This window comes from Pseudophaeobacter sp. (assembly GCF_039971195.1).
Classification (GTDB): domain Bacteria; phylum Pseudomonadota; class Alphaproteobacteria; order Rhodobacterales; family Rhodobacteraceae; genus Pseudophaeobacter.
Genome location: NZ_JBDWPJ010000069.1, coordinates 18,750 through 33,205, shown reverse-complemented (window position 1 = coordinate 33,205; position 14,456 = coordinate 18,750). Strand labels below are relative to the sequence as shown.

The following is a 14,456-nucleotide window of genomic DNA, read 5'->3' as shown; positions in this document are numbered from 1 at the left end:
AGAAAATTGATCGAACGGGGCTACAGGGCCACAATTTGCGCCTCTTGGGGGGTAATAGTCAGCAAGTGCTACACATTTGTGGCGAGATCTGACAGATCAGGGCGAGGCGCAGGCGCGGCAATTGGGTGACCCCTTTGCGGAGCGCGCGCGGGCTGGCCAAAGGAGACCTGGCATGATCACTCGATTGGATCTTTTTATTGACCGCATGGTGTCGCAACGCGCCTGTTTGGATTTTGGCATCAGCCAAACGGAGGACCTGCCGGGGCCAGTGTTTGAATTGGGCCTGGGCAATGGTCGCACCTACCATCACATGAAACACAATATCAAAACCCGCGACCTCTATGTGTTTGAACGCGCTGTGGCTTCGCATCCAGACAGCACCCCGCCCGAAGAGCTGACCATCCTTGGGGATGTGCGCGAAACCCTGCCTGCCGCGCTGGAGCGGTTTGGCGCTACTGCCAGTCTGATACATGCAGATCTGGGTGGCCACGATCGGGCCAAGAACGATGCTTTTGCCCGGTTGATTTCACCGCTGGTTGAACCACTTTTAGGCGTTGGTGGTTTGATGGTCTCTTCTGACCGGATGTATTTCGAAGGCCTGACGGAAATGCCTTTGCCACCCGAGGCGGTCGAAGGGCGCTGCTTTATCTATCGCCGTGACGCCTAACGCAATTCCGGACTGGGACGTGTGGTCACACTGGTCGTTACCCGCCCTGACCTCCTAGGCTGTGCCGCAATCACGTAGGGATCCAGGAGGCCAGCCGATGATTTTTTATGATTGCTCCACCGCGCCCAACCCGCGCCGAGCGCGGATGTTTCTGGCGGAAAAAGGGCTTAAGCCAGAAAGCCATGACATCTCGATTGCCAAAGGCGAACAGTTGCAAGACGCCTTTCGTGCCGTCAATCCACGAGCGACCATTCCGGTCCTGGTGACCGATGCGGGCAGCGTGTTGACCGAAAACCTAGGTATTGCCGCATATCTTGAGGCCCATACCCCTGAGCCGGCCCTGATGGGGCGCACGGCGGATGAAAAGGGCCTGGTGCTGATGTGGAACTCTATCGTCGAGCAGCAGGGCGGCATGCCCATCGCTGAGGCGCTGCGCAACACCCATCCAGCCTTTAACAACCGTGCTATTCCCGGCCCGGATAATTATGCCCAGCTGCCGCAACTGGCAGAGCGTGGTTTGGCCCGTACCCAGGCCTTTTTTGCCCTGCTCGAAGAACGGCTGAACGAAAGCCCCTATCTGGCTGGCGAAGAGTTCACCCTGGCGGATATCTCGGCCTTTGTCTTTGTCGAATTTGCCCGGGTCATCAAACAACGCATTCCCGAAGAGAACGCTGCCAGCCTTGCCTGGTACAAGTCCATCAAGGCGCGCCCCAGCGCCCAGCTGTGATCGCAGGGGGCTTACCCATCTGACAAAGACTGGACAACACCCCGCGCCCGCCGCAGGGTGTTTGTGTCCAACTCTGTATGAGATCTAAGCCATGCCGCCAAAACCGCTTTTGCACCGTGATGACCCCAGCGCCGAGCCGCTGGTCGGCAATGTCAAAGTCACCCGTGAAGATTGGCTGAACGTGGCCATGGATGTGCTGATCTCGGATGGGGTTGAACAGGTCAAGGTGCTGGCTCTGGCGGAGCGGATGAATGTCTCGCGCTCGTCTTTTTACTGGTACTTCAAGTCGCGCCAGGATCTGCTGGACGCACTGCTGAAAACCTGGGAACAGACCAATACGGCCGCCATGGTGGCCCGCGCCGAAGCCCCGGCAGAGGCGATCACCGGTGCGGTTCTCAATGTGTTTCACTGCATCGCCAATCCAGCCCTGTTCAACACCGCGTTGGATTTTGCGGTGCGGGACTGGGCGCGGCGTTCAGGCAAGGTACGCAGTCTGCTGGACCGGTCGGATGCGCGCCGGGTAGAGGCCTTTACTCAGATGTTCCTGCGCTACGGCTTTGGTGCGCTGGAGGCTATGACGCGAGCCAAGGTGCTGTATTACATGCAGCTCGGCTATGACATGGCGGAGCCAAATGAGAGCCACGCGCATCGTTTGGAGATGACGCCGCAGTATCTCAAGGTTTTCACCGGCTGTGAGCCAAGCGCGACGGAGCTGGAAGAGTTCACTGCCTTCACCAAGAAATACTGGGACCTTTGAGGTTTTGCCTCGCTGGCGCGACTTCGTAGCAAGGGAAAAAAGGACCCCGACTGGGGCCCTTTTTGTTTTAGAGCTTTTTCAAAAGACGCTCAGCAGTGGCGCGATGCTTGTGAGCCGCCTCTTGTCTGACCGGACCGTAGCCGCGAATTTCCATCGGGGCCTTTAGGATCAGCAGGCAGTCGCGGTGCTTTTCACTGTTGTAATTGGTCGAGACTGACCGCATTGCCGCTTCAAACCAGGCCAGCAGGCTACGGTGCAGACGGGCTTCCTCATGGTAGCCAAAGGGGTTCAGGATACTGCCACGCAGGCGTTTTCCGCGGGTCAGTAGCGACAGGGCCGGACGCAGCCAGGGGCCAAATGTTTTTTTGACCGGGCGGCCACGGGCATCCTTTTTGCGGCTCAGCAGCGGCGGGGCCATGTGGTACTTGATGCTGTAATCACCCTCAAATTCCTGGGCGATCTGATCCTTGAAGCCCTCGCCGATCATCAGGCGGGCGACCTCAAATTCGTCCTTATAGGCCATCAGTTTGAACAGAGACCGGGCAGTGGCCTCGGTAAGCTCATCCTTGGCGCCCTGGGGCAGCAGGCTGGTAAAGGCCCGCAGCGTTTCTGTGTAGCGGTTGGCATAGGCGGCATCCTGATAACCGGCCAGGAAAACAGCGCGGCGCTCGATGATCTGCTCAAGTGTTTCCGCGACCTCTGGGGTCTCTGAATAGAATTGCGACACCAGAGCGGGATCCACTGCCATGGCCCGGCCAATGGTAAAGGCGAGGTGGTTCTTCTCGATGGCGACGCCGTTCAATTCAATTGCTTGTTCCAGCGCGACGGCGCTGACAGGGACCAACCCCTGTTGCCAGGCAAAACCCAGCATCATCACATTGGCCAGAACCGCATCGCCCAACAGGGCCTCGGCGGCCTCGTTGGCGTTAAACCCGCTGAGGTTTTCAGGACCGACAGCCGCAGCGATCTGTTGTTCACGCACCCCTGTCATAAGATCGGCGTCGCGGCGCAGCACCAGATCTCCGGTGGGCATCTCGGCGCGGTTCAGTACGATGCGGGTGCCTGCGCGGTAATGGGCCGAGGCTTTGGGAGCCGAACTCACCACGACATCACAGCCAATCACCGCATCTGCCGCTGCCTGATCGATGCGCACCTGGTTGAGGCCGTCGGGGCTGGCAGAGAGGCGGATGTAGCTCAGAACAGTGCCAAATTTCTGGGCAAACCCGGTGAAGTCCAGCACGCTGGAGCCTTTGCCCTCCAGATGCGCCGCCATGGTGATTAGCGCCCCCACGGTGACAACGCCGGTGCCGCCAACCCCGGTGACCAGTAGGTCAAAGGGCCTGTCCAGAGCGGGCAGGGCGGGGGCCGGCAGTTTTGCCGCCAGTGCTGCACGGTCCAGACCCGCGGGCAGTTTCTTGCGCCGCGCGCCGCCTTCGACAGTGACAAAGCTGGGACAGAAACCGTTGAGACAGGAGAAGTCCTTGTTGCAGGAGGAGAGGTTGATTTTGCGCTTGCGGCCAAAGACGGTTTCCTTTGGCTCGACGCTCAGGCAGTTGCTTTCAATCGAGCAATCGCCGCAGCCTTCACAGACCAGATCGTTGATAAAGGCAAACTTCTTGGGGTCTTCCATGGTGCCACGCTTGCGGCGGCGACGTTTCTCGGTGGCGCAGGTCTGCTCATAGATCAGGGTGGAGACACCTTTGACCTCGCGCAGCTCGCGCTGGACCAGATCCAGATCGACGCGGTCGTGGAAGGTGGTGCCGCTGGGGAAGTCGGCGCGATTGAATTTGCTGATGTCATCCGAAACCAGGGCGATGCGCTGCACGCCCTCGGCGCGGCAGGTCTGGGCGATGCCGGTGACAGAGACAGGGCCATCAACAGGCTGGCCACCGGTCATGGCAACTGCATCGTTATAAAGGATTTTATAGGTGATATTGGTCCGTGCAGCCACTGCCTGGCGGATGGCCAAGGATCCCGAGTGATACCAGGTGCCCTCGCCGAGGTTCTGGAACACATGTTTGCCGCCATTATACTGCGAGGCCGCCGTCCAGGTGACGCCTTCGCCGCCCATTTGCGCGTAGCCAGAGGTCTCGCGGTCCATCCAACTGGCCATGACGTGGCAGCCAATGCCGGATTTTGCCTCGCTGCCCTCGGGCAGTTTGGTCGAAGAGTTATGCGGGCAACCGGAACAGAAATAGGGCGTGCGGTTGGCGCCGGGCACATTGATCAGTTTCGGGGGCTCTGCCAGCAATTCGGCGGCCTTGGCGGGCAGGCCTTCACCGGGGAAGAATGTGTCCAGACGTGCAGCGACAATGGGCGCCAGCATCAGGGGGCTCAGCTCTCCGGTCCAGGGGATCAGCGGCTCGCCCTGGCTGTCGTATTTGCCGACCATCTTGTTGGGTTTGTCGCCGGGCCAGTCGTAGAAATACTCCTTGAACTGGCTTTCAATGATGCCGCGCTTTTCCTCAACCACCAGCACTTCGTCTTTGCCGCGCATGAACCGCAGCGCCTCGGGGCGGGCCAGGGGCCAGACCATGCCGACCTTGTAGATGTCGATACCAAGGCGACGACAGGCCTCTTCGTCCAGACCTAGCAAACGAAGGGCCTCCATTAGGTCCAGATGACCCTTGCCGGTAGTGACAAAGCCAAACTTGGCCTCCTCCACGTCGTAGATACGCCGGTCAATTGGGTTGGCCTCTGCAAAGGCGCGCACGGCTTTGATCTTGGCGCGGATGCGGGTCTCGATCTCGGGGGAGGGCAGATCAGCACGGCGGATGTGCAGCCCGCCGGGGTAGTCCGGCAATTCAGGATAGGTGAAGTCGCGATCCTGTTGCAGCTCGACCGAGCGGGCACTTTCCACGGTTTCTGACACCGCCTTGAAGCCGACCCAGGTGCCGGAATAGCGCGACAGGGCAAAGCCATATTCGCCATAGGTGAGGAATTCGGAGACATCTGCCGGGTTCAGCACCGGCATGAACCAGGACATGAAGGCCACGTCAGACTGATGCGGCATTGACGAGCTGACGCAGCCATGGTCATCCCCCGCGACGACCAGAACGCCGCCCTTGGAAGACGAGCCATAGGCATTGCCGTGTTTCAATGCATCGCCAGAGCGGTCAACGCCGGGACCCTTGCCATACCACATGGAAAACACGCCCTCGACCTCGCAATGCGGATCAAGAATGGCTTGCTGTGCCCCCAGAACCGCCGTTGCGCCGAGATCTTCGTTGACCGCAGGCATAAAGATGACGCGGTTTTCTTCCATCCGCTGGCGGGAGCGCCAGAATTCAAGATCCACGGCCCCCAGCGGAGAACCCCGATAGCCAGAGACAAAACCCGCAGTGTTGAGCCCGGTAGTGCGGTCGCGCCGGGATTGGTCCAGCATGATCCGGGCCAGAGCCTGGGTGCCGGTCAGAAAGACGCGACCCTCTGTCTGTTCATAGCGGTCGTCAAGTTTATAGCTGCGGAATTCGTGGCTCAGCTCGGTCATTCTGGCGGTCCTTGCGGGTTTTTTGGCTGGGATGAGCGGGAATACCGCTCTTTGTGGCAGGATATTCCTGATTTTCTGAAAAGATCTGCCTGAATTGCTGGTTTTTTCACTTCATTTGGGTATTTTACCCGTATCAGATTGAAAAAATGGTTTAGTTACTCGAAATGCACTCACTTGACGACCGTGACCGCCACATTCTGCGCCTTCTGCAGGAAGATTCACGCATCTCCAATGCGGAGCTAGCCGAGCGGGTCGGCATGTCAGCCTCGGCGCTGTGGCGCCGGGTGCGGGCGCTGGAAGAGAGCGGCGTGATCGAACGCTATGGTGCGGTGGTCAATGCGCCCGCTATGGGGCTGGGGTTTCAGGCTATCGTGCATGTGCATCTGACCCGGCATGATCCGGAAAAACTGGCAGAGTTCATTCGCGCCGTCGAGCTGAGTCCATTGGTGCAGGAATGCTATGCCACCACTGGTCAGTCCGATTATCACCTGCGCATTTTGGCACCGGATCTGGAAGCCTATAACCGTTTCTTGGAGGAGTTTCTGTTTCGCCTGCCTGCCGTTGCCTCTGCGCAAACCAATGTGGTGCTTCGCACCATCAAGCGCGATCAGCCTGTGGTGCCTTAAAAGGGGAGGTGGTGCCTGCGGCTACCGGGTCTTAGACCCCGAGGCATTTGACCCAAAGCGCGGTCATGGCGATATAGGTCAGCTGATGCAGACATTGATCGGTGCCCATGGCCCGCCAGAACACTGCCTGCTGCGGGTTCAGCTCTTTCTTTTCAGAGTAATGCGCCTTGCCAAAATCGATGTGGAAATGCACCACCCATTCGGCCAGACACAGGGCAAGAATAAAGCCAACCGGCGCGCCCATGATCACAAAAACGACGACCGAAAACAGCGCATGGACCCCGGCGTGCTGGGCGCGGCCGGCATGGAGATAAACATTGCGGCCAGAAAGCATCTTGGGCGTTTGCAAAAAGAAGTCGGCAAAAAGATGTTTTATCTGCAACAGGCAGAGCAACATCAAAACGGATCCGACAATTTCTGGCAAGGCAGTCCCCTGTGACAATTAAACGCTCTGAAACCATACGGGTTTTTTACAAGCTGGCAAATACTGCGTAGCACAGATGCCGTAACGGGACAGTGAACTTCGTCACACCCGCCGTGCACTTCTGCCCATTGCCTGTCAGGGGCAATCCGCGTTAGGCATAGGGGGTCTTTTTGCTGCAGCCAAAGTTGGAGCTCTCCCATAGAACGTTCCCTATTCCGTTTTATCTGGAAATATTCCAAACGCGACCAAGTGATCCTGCTGGCGGTCACCACCTGTCTTTTCCCGCTTTTGTATCTGACGCTGGAACTGCCCAAGCGGATCATCAATGACGCCATCGGCGCGCAGAGCAGCCGGATTGACTTGTTCGGCTCCACCATTGATCAGCTGGACTACCTCTGGATCCTCTGTGGAGGGTTTTTGCTTGCGGTGCTGCTGCACGGGCTGCTGAAGATGCGGATCAACACCATGAAAGGGGTGCTGGCTGAACGCATGCTGCGGCGGTTTCGCTACAAGCTGATCGCCCGGGTGCTGCGTTTCCCGCAGCCCTATTTTGAACGGGTCAGCCAGGGTGAGCTGGTTTCGATGATCACCTCGGAAAGCGAGCCGATGGGCGGGCTGATGGGCGATGCCGTCAGCCAGCCGGTGCTGCAGGCTGGCCAGATGCTGACCATCCTGTTTTTCCTGTTCACCCAAAGCCCCTGGTTTGGTCTGGCCGCAGTGGCGCTGATCCCATTGCAGGGCTGGTTGATTCCGATGTTGCAGCGGCAAATCAACCTGTTGAACAAGACCCGCATCCACCAAGTGCGGGCCTTGGCGAGCGAAATAGGTGAGAGTGCTGCCGGGGCCTCGACCCTGCGCATCAATGGCGGCTGGCGCTACCGGATGGCGGTGATCACGGATCGGCTGGGGCGGCTTTATGATATCCGCTTCCAGATCTATCAGAAAAAATTCTTCATGAAGTTTCTCAACAACTTCATCACCAATCTGACGCCTTTCTTTTTCTATGCGGTTGGCGGCTACCTGGTGTTGCGTGGGGATGTCTCTCTTGGGGCGCTGGTGGCAGCGCTTGCGGCCTACAAGGATCTGGCCTCACCCTGGAAGGAACTGCTGGCCTATTACAACCAGACCCAGGACATGGGGCTTCGGTGGGATGTGATCCTGGAACGATTCGCGCCTGCGGGCATGGTGCGCGAAGAGCTGATGTCAGGCGAACCTGACAAGCAGATCCATCTGAAAGGGGATATTGCACTGAACGGGGTCAATGTCCGGGACGCCGATGGCAACCTCGTGCTGGAAGAGTTGAATGCAACACTACCTGCCGGGCAGGTGATTGGCATTGCCGCGCCTTCGGAAGAAGATCGACGGGCCCTGGCGGAACTGTTGACGCGCGAAGTCCTGCCTTCGGCTGGTCAGGTAACAATTGCGGGCGAAGATATGCGCGAGCTGCATCAGGCAGTTCTGGCGCTGCGCATTGGGCATGTTACCTCACGCCCGGTGCTGTTTCAGGGGTCCTTTGGGGATAATGTGATGATGCCGATGCGGCATCGCCCAACGGGTGGTGCACAGGATCGCAGCCGGTTTCATGCGGCGCAGCTGGCTGGCAACAGCGCCGATCCCTTTGATGCCCCTTGGCTGGATCCGGCGCTGGCGGGATTTGCTAGTGAGCACGACCTACGCGACTGGTGGGTTCAGCTGCTGGCAGGCATCGGCACCGACAGTGCCCTGTTCCGTCGCGGGATGGAGCAGAGCTTTGATCCCAAACAGCATCCGCGACTGGCACAGACCCTGGTTGATTTGCGGCCAAAAGTTCGCGAGGCCATCGCCAAGGCAGATCTGGCAAGCCAGGTGCATGGGCTGGCACCTGACGCTTACAACCCGGCGCTTCCGGTGGCGGAAAACCTGCTCTATGCCACGCTATGCGAGCCGATCTCTGAAGAGATGCTGCAAGAGCATGTGGAGTTCCTGAATCGTCTGCGGGCCTTGAAACTGGTCGATGACCTGGTTGCCCTTACCCAGGATGTGGTTGACATTCTGCGCCAGATCTTTGGCATGGATGGAACGGATCACCCATTGTTCCGCAAACTGGGGCTGGACCCCAAGGCCTATGAGCGAGCCTCGGCCTTGGTGGACAAGACCCGCAGCAAGGGCGCGCAGGCGCTGGAACACGAAGAGCTGGCCCAGCTGATGATTGTGCCCTTCAGCATCTCTGCTGAACAGATCGGTCCGGCTTTTACGGATGAGATGAAGGCGCGGATTCTGGACTTCCGCAAAAGCCATGCAGATGAGCTGATGACCACCTTGTCGGATGTTTTTGTGCGCCTGGATGAAGTTGAATTTGCGCCGGGCCTGACGGTGCTGGAAAACGCGCTGTTTGGGAAGATCACCGACAGTTCAGGAGCGCGCGGTGACGAGCTGCGGCGGTTGATCTCTGATGTGCTGGTGGAAAATGGCGCGCGTGACATGGTGGTCGAACTGATCTTTGATCTGCCGATCGCTCTGGGTGGACAGGGCCTGCCCGCCAGCTATGCCGAGCCTCTGGCCTTTGCACGGGCGACGATCAAACGGCCTGATATCCTGCTGCTGGACGGGGCGCTGACCAGCTATGATCTTGAAACCAGAATTGCGGTGCATAAAAATCTGAGGCGGCTGCTGCCGCAAACAACGTTGGTCTATCTGGAAACTGGATTTGAAAACGCCGATGTCTTTGATGTGTTCTACGAACTGCGTCAGGGCCGGTTGGTCAGCGATGAGGGCCATCAGGAAAATGTCGAAGACAGTGCGGCCAGTCAGGATCTGGCCCGCAAACTGAGGGCGCTGGAACAAACGGAATTGTTCTCAGGGTTGAACCGACGGCAGCTGCGCCTTTTGGCCTTTGGGGCGCGTTGGTACGCGGCAGAGGCCGGAGATACGGTCTTCTTAAAGGACGATGTGGCCAGCGATGGTGTCTATATGATCATCGAAGGCGAGGCCGGGTTGTTCCTGCCACAGGAGGGGAAGAAAGACCGCAAGATTACCTCGGTGGGGCCAGGGCATCTGGTTGGGGAACTGGGGCTGATCCGCAATGAACCACGGGCACTCAGCATGATTGCCCAGACGGAGCTGACCTGTTTGCGGATTGGCGAAGAGGAGTTTCTGGCAGTGGTCGAGAACGACGCCAATACCGCCTTCAAGCTGCTGCAGGTGGTCGCCGGCTACGTGGGAAATTGATAGCTTGGAATTCGGGCCTGCGATAGTCGGGAATTGACGCAGGCCGACAGCTCCCCTTAGTCGGGGCTGCAGAACTGACGGTAGAGCAACCCGATGATTTCTTCGGTATTGGGATCTTTCAGCGAGTAGAAAATGGTTTTCCCATCGCGACGCGTCTGCACCAGATCCTCTTCCCGCAGACGGGCCAGCATCTGGCTGACGGCAGCCTGACGCATCTCCAGCAGAGCTTCCAGCTCGCCGACGGATTTTTCTCCGGCACCAAGGTGGCAGAGAATCATCAGCCGCCCCTCGTGCGCGAGGGTCTTGAGAAAGGCAGCAGCCTCGGCGGCGCGGGCCGCCATATCGATTGGCGTCTCCGGTTGGAACCCCGGTTCGCTCTCTTCCGCGGTCTGCGCAGTAGGCGTCCCGGCGGCATTGTCTGTAGTCTGAAGCGTCACGTATCAAACATCCTATGGTCAAAAGTCGCGGCATAGTGCCCCAATTCCCACAGGAAAGTCACCCCCTGAGGTGACGGTCCGTAAAGGTTTAGCTTTCCAGTGGCGGCGCACCGCCGGCAAAGGAGTTGCCGTTTTGGTAGTCGCAGGGCTCCTCGCGCATGTTGAGATGCAGGTCAGAACCCGAAAAAGGATGCGCCCGGGCGAGGACCTCATCGACCTCGATTCCCAGTCCTGCTGTCTTGGGCGGGGTGATAAAACCGTCCTCGACCCGGATGGTTCCTTTGATCAAGGCGTCATGGAAGGGGGTCTCGATGCATTCCGCCATCAGGATATTGGGGATCGAGGCCGCCAATTGGATATTAGCTGCCCATTCCACCGGTCCCGCATAAAGATGTGGCGCCATCTGCGCATTAAAGACCTCTGCCAGGGTCGCGACCTTTTTCATTTCCCAAATGCCGCCTGCGCGACCCAAGGCGGGCTGCAGGATTTCTGCGGCACCGGCGCGCAGCACGGCAGAGAATTCGGATTTGGTGGTTAGCCGTTCTCCGGTGGCGACCGGGATGCGGACACTGCGGGCAACGCGGGCCATGTCTTCCACATTGTCGGGTGGTGTGGGTTCTTCGAACCAAAGCGGCACATAGGGTTCTAGCGCCTGGCCGAGACGAATGGCGCCCGCAGTGTTGAACTGGCCATGGGTGCCAAACAGCAGATCGGCCTTGTCGCCAACCGCGCCCCGAATGGCCTTGCAAAACGCGACCGAGAGCGAAATATCCTGCATCGCGGGCATATGGCCGCCGCGCATCGTATAGGGGCCTGCGGGATCGAATTTGATAGCTGTGTAGCCCTTACGAACCATTTCGACGGCGGATTCGACCGCCAGTTCAGGGGAGGTCCAGAATTCGGCCATGTCGTGATGGGGCAATGGATACAGGTAGGTATAGGCGCGGATCCTATCGTTCATCCGCCCGCCAATGAGCGCATGCACGGGCCGGTCGCGGTCCTTGCCCAGGATGTCCCAACAGGCGATCTCCAACCCCGAAAAGGCGCCCATGACCGTCAGGTCGGGGCGCTGGGTGAAACCCGAGGAATAGACCCGACGAAACATCAGCTCGATGTTTTCCGGGTTCTCTCCCGCCATATGGCGTTCAAACACATCCTGGATCACCGGCTTCATCGCCTCGGGACCAATGGTCGATGCATAGCATTCGCCCCAGCCGGTGATGCCGGTATCGGTGGTCACTTTGACCAGGATCCAATAGCGCCCGCCCCAGCCCGGTGCAGGCGGGGCGGTGACAATGATTTCGAGGTCTTGCAGTTTCATGGGCTAGCCCTTCAAGATTTCATCCAAGCCATCCAGTTGCGTGTCGATTTCCGCAACCACTTCGGCTGAGCCATAGAAGGTGAGATCCGGCGCATCCAACTCCTCCATGAGGATCTGGATCTCGATCCGCGTGGCGGCGCCGTCAAAATCGCCATCCACCCGCCAGCGTCGGCTTTGGTCCAGCTCCAAATCGGGTAGCGCCCCTAGGATGGCCTCAGCAAAACCCCGCGGTAGGGTAAACCGTGGGCTGTCTGCCAATCTGTTCAAAAACGGGCCGAGGTCGCGCAGCTTGATGCTGGTCGAGGTCCTCGAGGTGATCGGAGGCGCCACGGCGGGTTTGGGTTTGAACAGATCGGTCAGGAATTGCAGCACGTGCGGGGCTCCGGTTTATTTGCTCCGGTCAAACACAATCACATTGCGCTTGGCGCTGCCAGTCTTGGTGTCCGCGATGGCTTCATTGATTTGATCTAGGCTCCAACGGCCCGAGATCAACTCGTCCAGTTTCAAGCGGCCCTGTTCATAGAGATCCACCATCCAGGGAATGTCGCGCTGAATGACCACATCGCCCATCTTTGAACCGATCATGCCCTGACCAACAGCCGCCATGATCACCGGCTCATAAGTGGCCTTTTGCCCGGAATGCGGCATGCCGATCATCACTGCCTTGCCGCCATAGCCGAGATAGCGCAGCGCCTGCTCATAGGCGGGAATGGCCCCCACGGTGACCAGCACCACATCGGCGCCTTTTCCACCCAGCGCCTTGAAGACGGCTTTCCAGGGGGACTTCAACGTGCCAAGCACCCCGTCAGTGGCGCCAAACTCCTTGGCGATCTCCAGCTTTTCTTCGGTCATGTCAACCGCTACGATGCGGCGGGCACCAGCAATGCGCGCGCCTTGGATGGCGTTCAGACCGACACCGCCGGCACCTATGACAACCACATCCTGCCCGGCCCGCAGTTCAGCAGCGTTCACGGCCGCGCCAACGCCGGTGATGACGCCACAGGAAATCAGCGAGGCGGCTTCCTTGTTGAGGCTTTCAGGGATTTTGACAATCTGGCGCTGGTCTACAACCACCTTTTCGGCAAAGGCGCCACAGGCCATGGCCTGCATCAACGGGCCGCCATCGGCAGTGGTGATCGGTCCGTCGTTGATGGAGTCATAGGGGGTTTCGCAAATGGTGGGTTTGCCGCCGGCGCAGCTGGGGCAGCTGCCACAAGAGCGGATCAGGGTGACAACAACGCTGTCGCCCTCGGCAAAACCGCTGACGCCTTCACCCAGACCAGTGACGACCCCGGCGGCCTCATGGCCAAAAACGGCGGGCAGGTGGCCACCCCAGGCGCCTTCGGCAAAGGAAATATCGCTATGGCAGATTGCAACGGCATCCAGCGTCACTTCGACTTCGCCCATGCGCGGCGCAGCCAGTTGGATCTCTTCGATGACCAAAGGGTCACCATGTGAATGGCAGACGGCGGCTTTGATGGTTTGCATGGTGTTCTCCCGGCTGTTTGAACGCACGGTCGCTTGCAGGGTCTTTAGCCGCAAGATGGAAACCGCTACGGCGATGTCGTTTTACGCTGCGGAAGTTCGGCTGCGCAAAAAAACGATTGCGCCGATGCCCATCAGAACAAGGGCCAGCAAGAACGGAGCCCCAGGCAGATAGTAGGCGGTTTCTTTATCAGAGAAAAAGGCAAAGGTGGCGGTCATCATCAGAGGCGAAATGACCATTGCCAGGGCATGCACGGCGGTCATGACGCCCTGCAGTTCACCTTGTTGGTTGTCGTCAACCGCCCGCGACATCAATCCCTGAAGGGCGGGTTGTATTACCGCACCTAGGGCTGAGATCGGAATCAGAGCAAGGGCCAGGCTGCCGCTGGAAATCACCGCGAGAATCCCAAAGGCACCAAAATCAAAAAGCTGCCCCCACAAAACAGTGCGGCGTTCGCCAAACCAGCGGATCATATAGCGCAGCAATCCTCCCTGCACCACGGCCATGCAGATGCCGTAGACCGCTAGGGAGATACCTATCATCTGGGGTTGCCAGCCAAAGCGCTCTGCGGTGAAAAAGGACCAGATCGCGGGATAGACATAGATCGCTACGGAATAGAGAAAATAGACCCAGAGCAGCCCGGTAATGCCAGGAATACGGGACATCGCCCGAAAGGCGCCTAGCGGGTTGGCACGACGCCAGTCAAAGGCGCGTCGCGTTTCATCGGTGACGGTCTCGCGCATCACAAACCAACCAAGGGCAAAGTTCAACCCGGCCAGAATTGCGGCCGCATAAAACGGCGCACGGGTGCCCAGCTCTCCCAGGACGCCGCCCAGCAGTGGCCCCAACACAAAGCCGGCGCCAAAGGCCGCGCCAAGCAGGCCAAAATTGGCGGCTTTCTCTGTGGGCTTGGAGATATCGGCGATATAGGCGCCCGCGGTGGCATGGGTGGCTGCGGTAATGCCGCCGATGATGCGCCCGACCAGTAACAGCCAAAGCGATCCGGCCAGCGCCATGACCAGATAGTCCAATACCATCACAAAGAGCGAGACCAACAGCACGGGACGGCGTCCCAAAGCATCTGAAAGGGAGCCAAGAACCGGGCTGAACAGGAACTGCATGATCGCAAAGGCTGTGCTGAGAATGCCGCCCCAGATCGCCGCATCCGCAAGGTCTCCTCCCTGAACTTCACGTAGCAAGTGGGGCATGATCGGCATGATCAGGCCAACGCCCATGGCGTCGATCATCACGGTGGTCAGAACAAAAATCAGAGGCAGACGCATAAAGGAGATCTTTGCTGGGGCAGGAGGGGGT

At 58.9% G+C, this 14,456-nt stretch carries 12 protein-coding genes; 5 read left to right on the top strand and 7 right to left on the bottom strand.

Annotated features, from left to right (window positions below; translation table 11 throughout):
• Nucleotides 1-172: 172 nt before the first annotated feature.
• From ABJP42_RS05950 to ABJP42_RS05940, 3 genes are all read left to right on the top strand, one after another.
• Nucleotides 173-667, top strand: a complete 495-nt coding sequence (locus ABJP42_RS05950; protein ID WP_348339262.1) for a class I SAM-dependent methyltransferase — start codon at nucleotides 173-175, stop codon at nucleotides 665-667.
• Between the two features lie 97 nt (nucleotides 668-764).
• Nucleotides 765-1,394 (top strand): glutathione S-transferase family protein, encoded by a 630-nt coding sequence (locus tag ABJP42_RS05945; RefSeq protein ID WP_348339260.1) that lies wholly within the window; start codon nucleotides 765-767, stop codon nucleotides 1,392-1,394.
• Between the two features lie 91 nt (nucleotides 1,395-1,485).
• The gene (locus tag ABJP42_RS05940) at nucleotides 1,486-2,151 is read left to right on the top strand and encodes a TetR/AcrR family transcriptional regulator (protein WP_348339258.1); all 666 of its coding nucleotides are present in this window, start codon (nucleotides 1,486-1,488) and stop codon (nucleotides 2,149-2,151) included.
• A gap of 67 nt (nucleotides 2,152-2,218) precedes the next feature.
• On the opposite strand, the gene ABJP42_RS05935 is transcribed toward ABJP42_RS05940, so the two are convergent.
• Nucleotides 2,219-5,641 carry an indolepyruvate ferredoxin oxidoreductase family protein gene (locus tag ABJP42_RS05935; RefSeq protein WP_348339256.1) on the bottom strand — a complete coding sequence of 1,141 codons (3,423 nt, stop codon included), beginning with the start codon at nucleotides 5,639-5,641 and terminating at the stop codon, nucleotides 2,219-2,221.
• Nucleotides 5,642-5,805: 164 nt separating this feature from the next.
• On the opposite strand from ABJP42_RS05935, the gene ABJP42_RS05930 reads away from it, so the two are divergent.
• Nucleotides 5,806-6,267: an Lrp/AsnC family transcriptional regulator gene (locus ABJP42_RS05930; protein ID WP_348339254.1), complete on the top strand. Its 462-nt coding sequence runs from the start codon at nucleotides 5,806-5,808 to the stop codon at nucleotides 6,265-6,267.
• 31 nt (nucleotides 6,268-6,298) lie between these two features.
• Here ABJP42_RS05930 and ABJP42_RS05925 read toward each other — a convergent pair whose 3' ends face one another.
• Nucleotides 6,299-6,691, bottom strand: a complete 393-nt coding sequence (locus ABJP42_RS05925; RefSeq protein ID WP_348339252.1) for a DUF3307 domain-containing protein — start codon at nucleotides 6,689-6,691, stop codon at nucleotides 6,299-6,301.
• 249 nt (nucleotides 6,692-6,940) lie between these two features.
• Between ABJP42_RS05925 and ABJP42_RS05920 the strand changes: the two genes are divergently transcribed.
• Nucleotides 6,941-9,898, top strand: a complete 2,958-nt coding sequence (locus ABJP42_RS05920) for an ABC transporter transmembrane domain-containing protein (RefSeq protein ID WP_348339250.1) — start codon at nucleotides 6,941-6,943, stop codon at nucleotides 9,896-9,898.
• A gap of 56 nt (nucleotides 9,899-9,954) precedes the next feature.
• On the opposite strand, the gene ABJP42_RS05915 is transcribed toward ABJP42_RS05920, so the two are convergent.
• From ABJP42_RS05915 to ABJP42_RS05895, 5 genes are all read right to left on the bottom strand, one after another.
• Nucleotides 9,955-10,239 carry an ArsR/SmtB family transcription factor gene (locus tag ABJP42_RS05915; RefSeq protein WP_348339324.1) on the bottom strand — a complete coding sequence of 95 codons (285 nt, stop codon included), beginning with the start codon at nucleotides 10,237-10,239 and terminating at the stop codon, nucleotides 9,955-9,957.
• A 184-nt stretch (nucleotides 10,240-10,423) separates the two neighbouring features.
• Nucleotides 10,424-11,656 (bottom strand): mandelate racemase/muconate lactonizing enzyme family protein, encoded by a 1,233-nt coding sequence (locus tag ABJP42_RS05910; RefSeq protein ID WP_348339248.1) that lies wholly within the window; start codon nucleotides 11,654-11,656, stop codon nucleotides 10,424-10,426.
• Nucleotides 11,657-11,659: 3 nt separating this feature from the next.
• Nucleotides 11,660-12,028 (bottom strand): hypothetical protein, encoded by a 369-nt coding sequence (locus tag ABJP42_RS05905; RefSeq protein ID WP_348339246.1) that lies wholly within the window; start codon nucleotides 12,026-12,028, stop codon nucleotides 11,660-11,662.
• Nucleotides 12,029-12,043: 15 nt separating this feature from the next.
• Entirely contained in the window at nucleotides 12,044-13,144 is a 1,101-nt protein-coding gene (locus tag ABJP42_RS05900) for a Zn-dependent alcohol dehydrogenase (RefSeq protein WP_348339244.1), read from the bottom strand.
• An 81-nt stretch (nucleotides 13,145-13,225) separates the two neighbouring features.
• On the bottom strand, nucleotides 13,226-14,425 hold the full coding sequence (locus ABJP42_RS05895; RefSeq protein WP_348339242.1) for a TCR/Tet family MFS transporter: 1,200 nt from the start codon (nucleotides 14,423-14,425) through the stop codon (nucleotides 13,226-13,228).
• Nucleotides 14,426-14,456 lie beyond the last annotated feature (31 nt).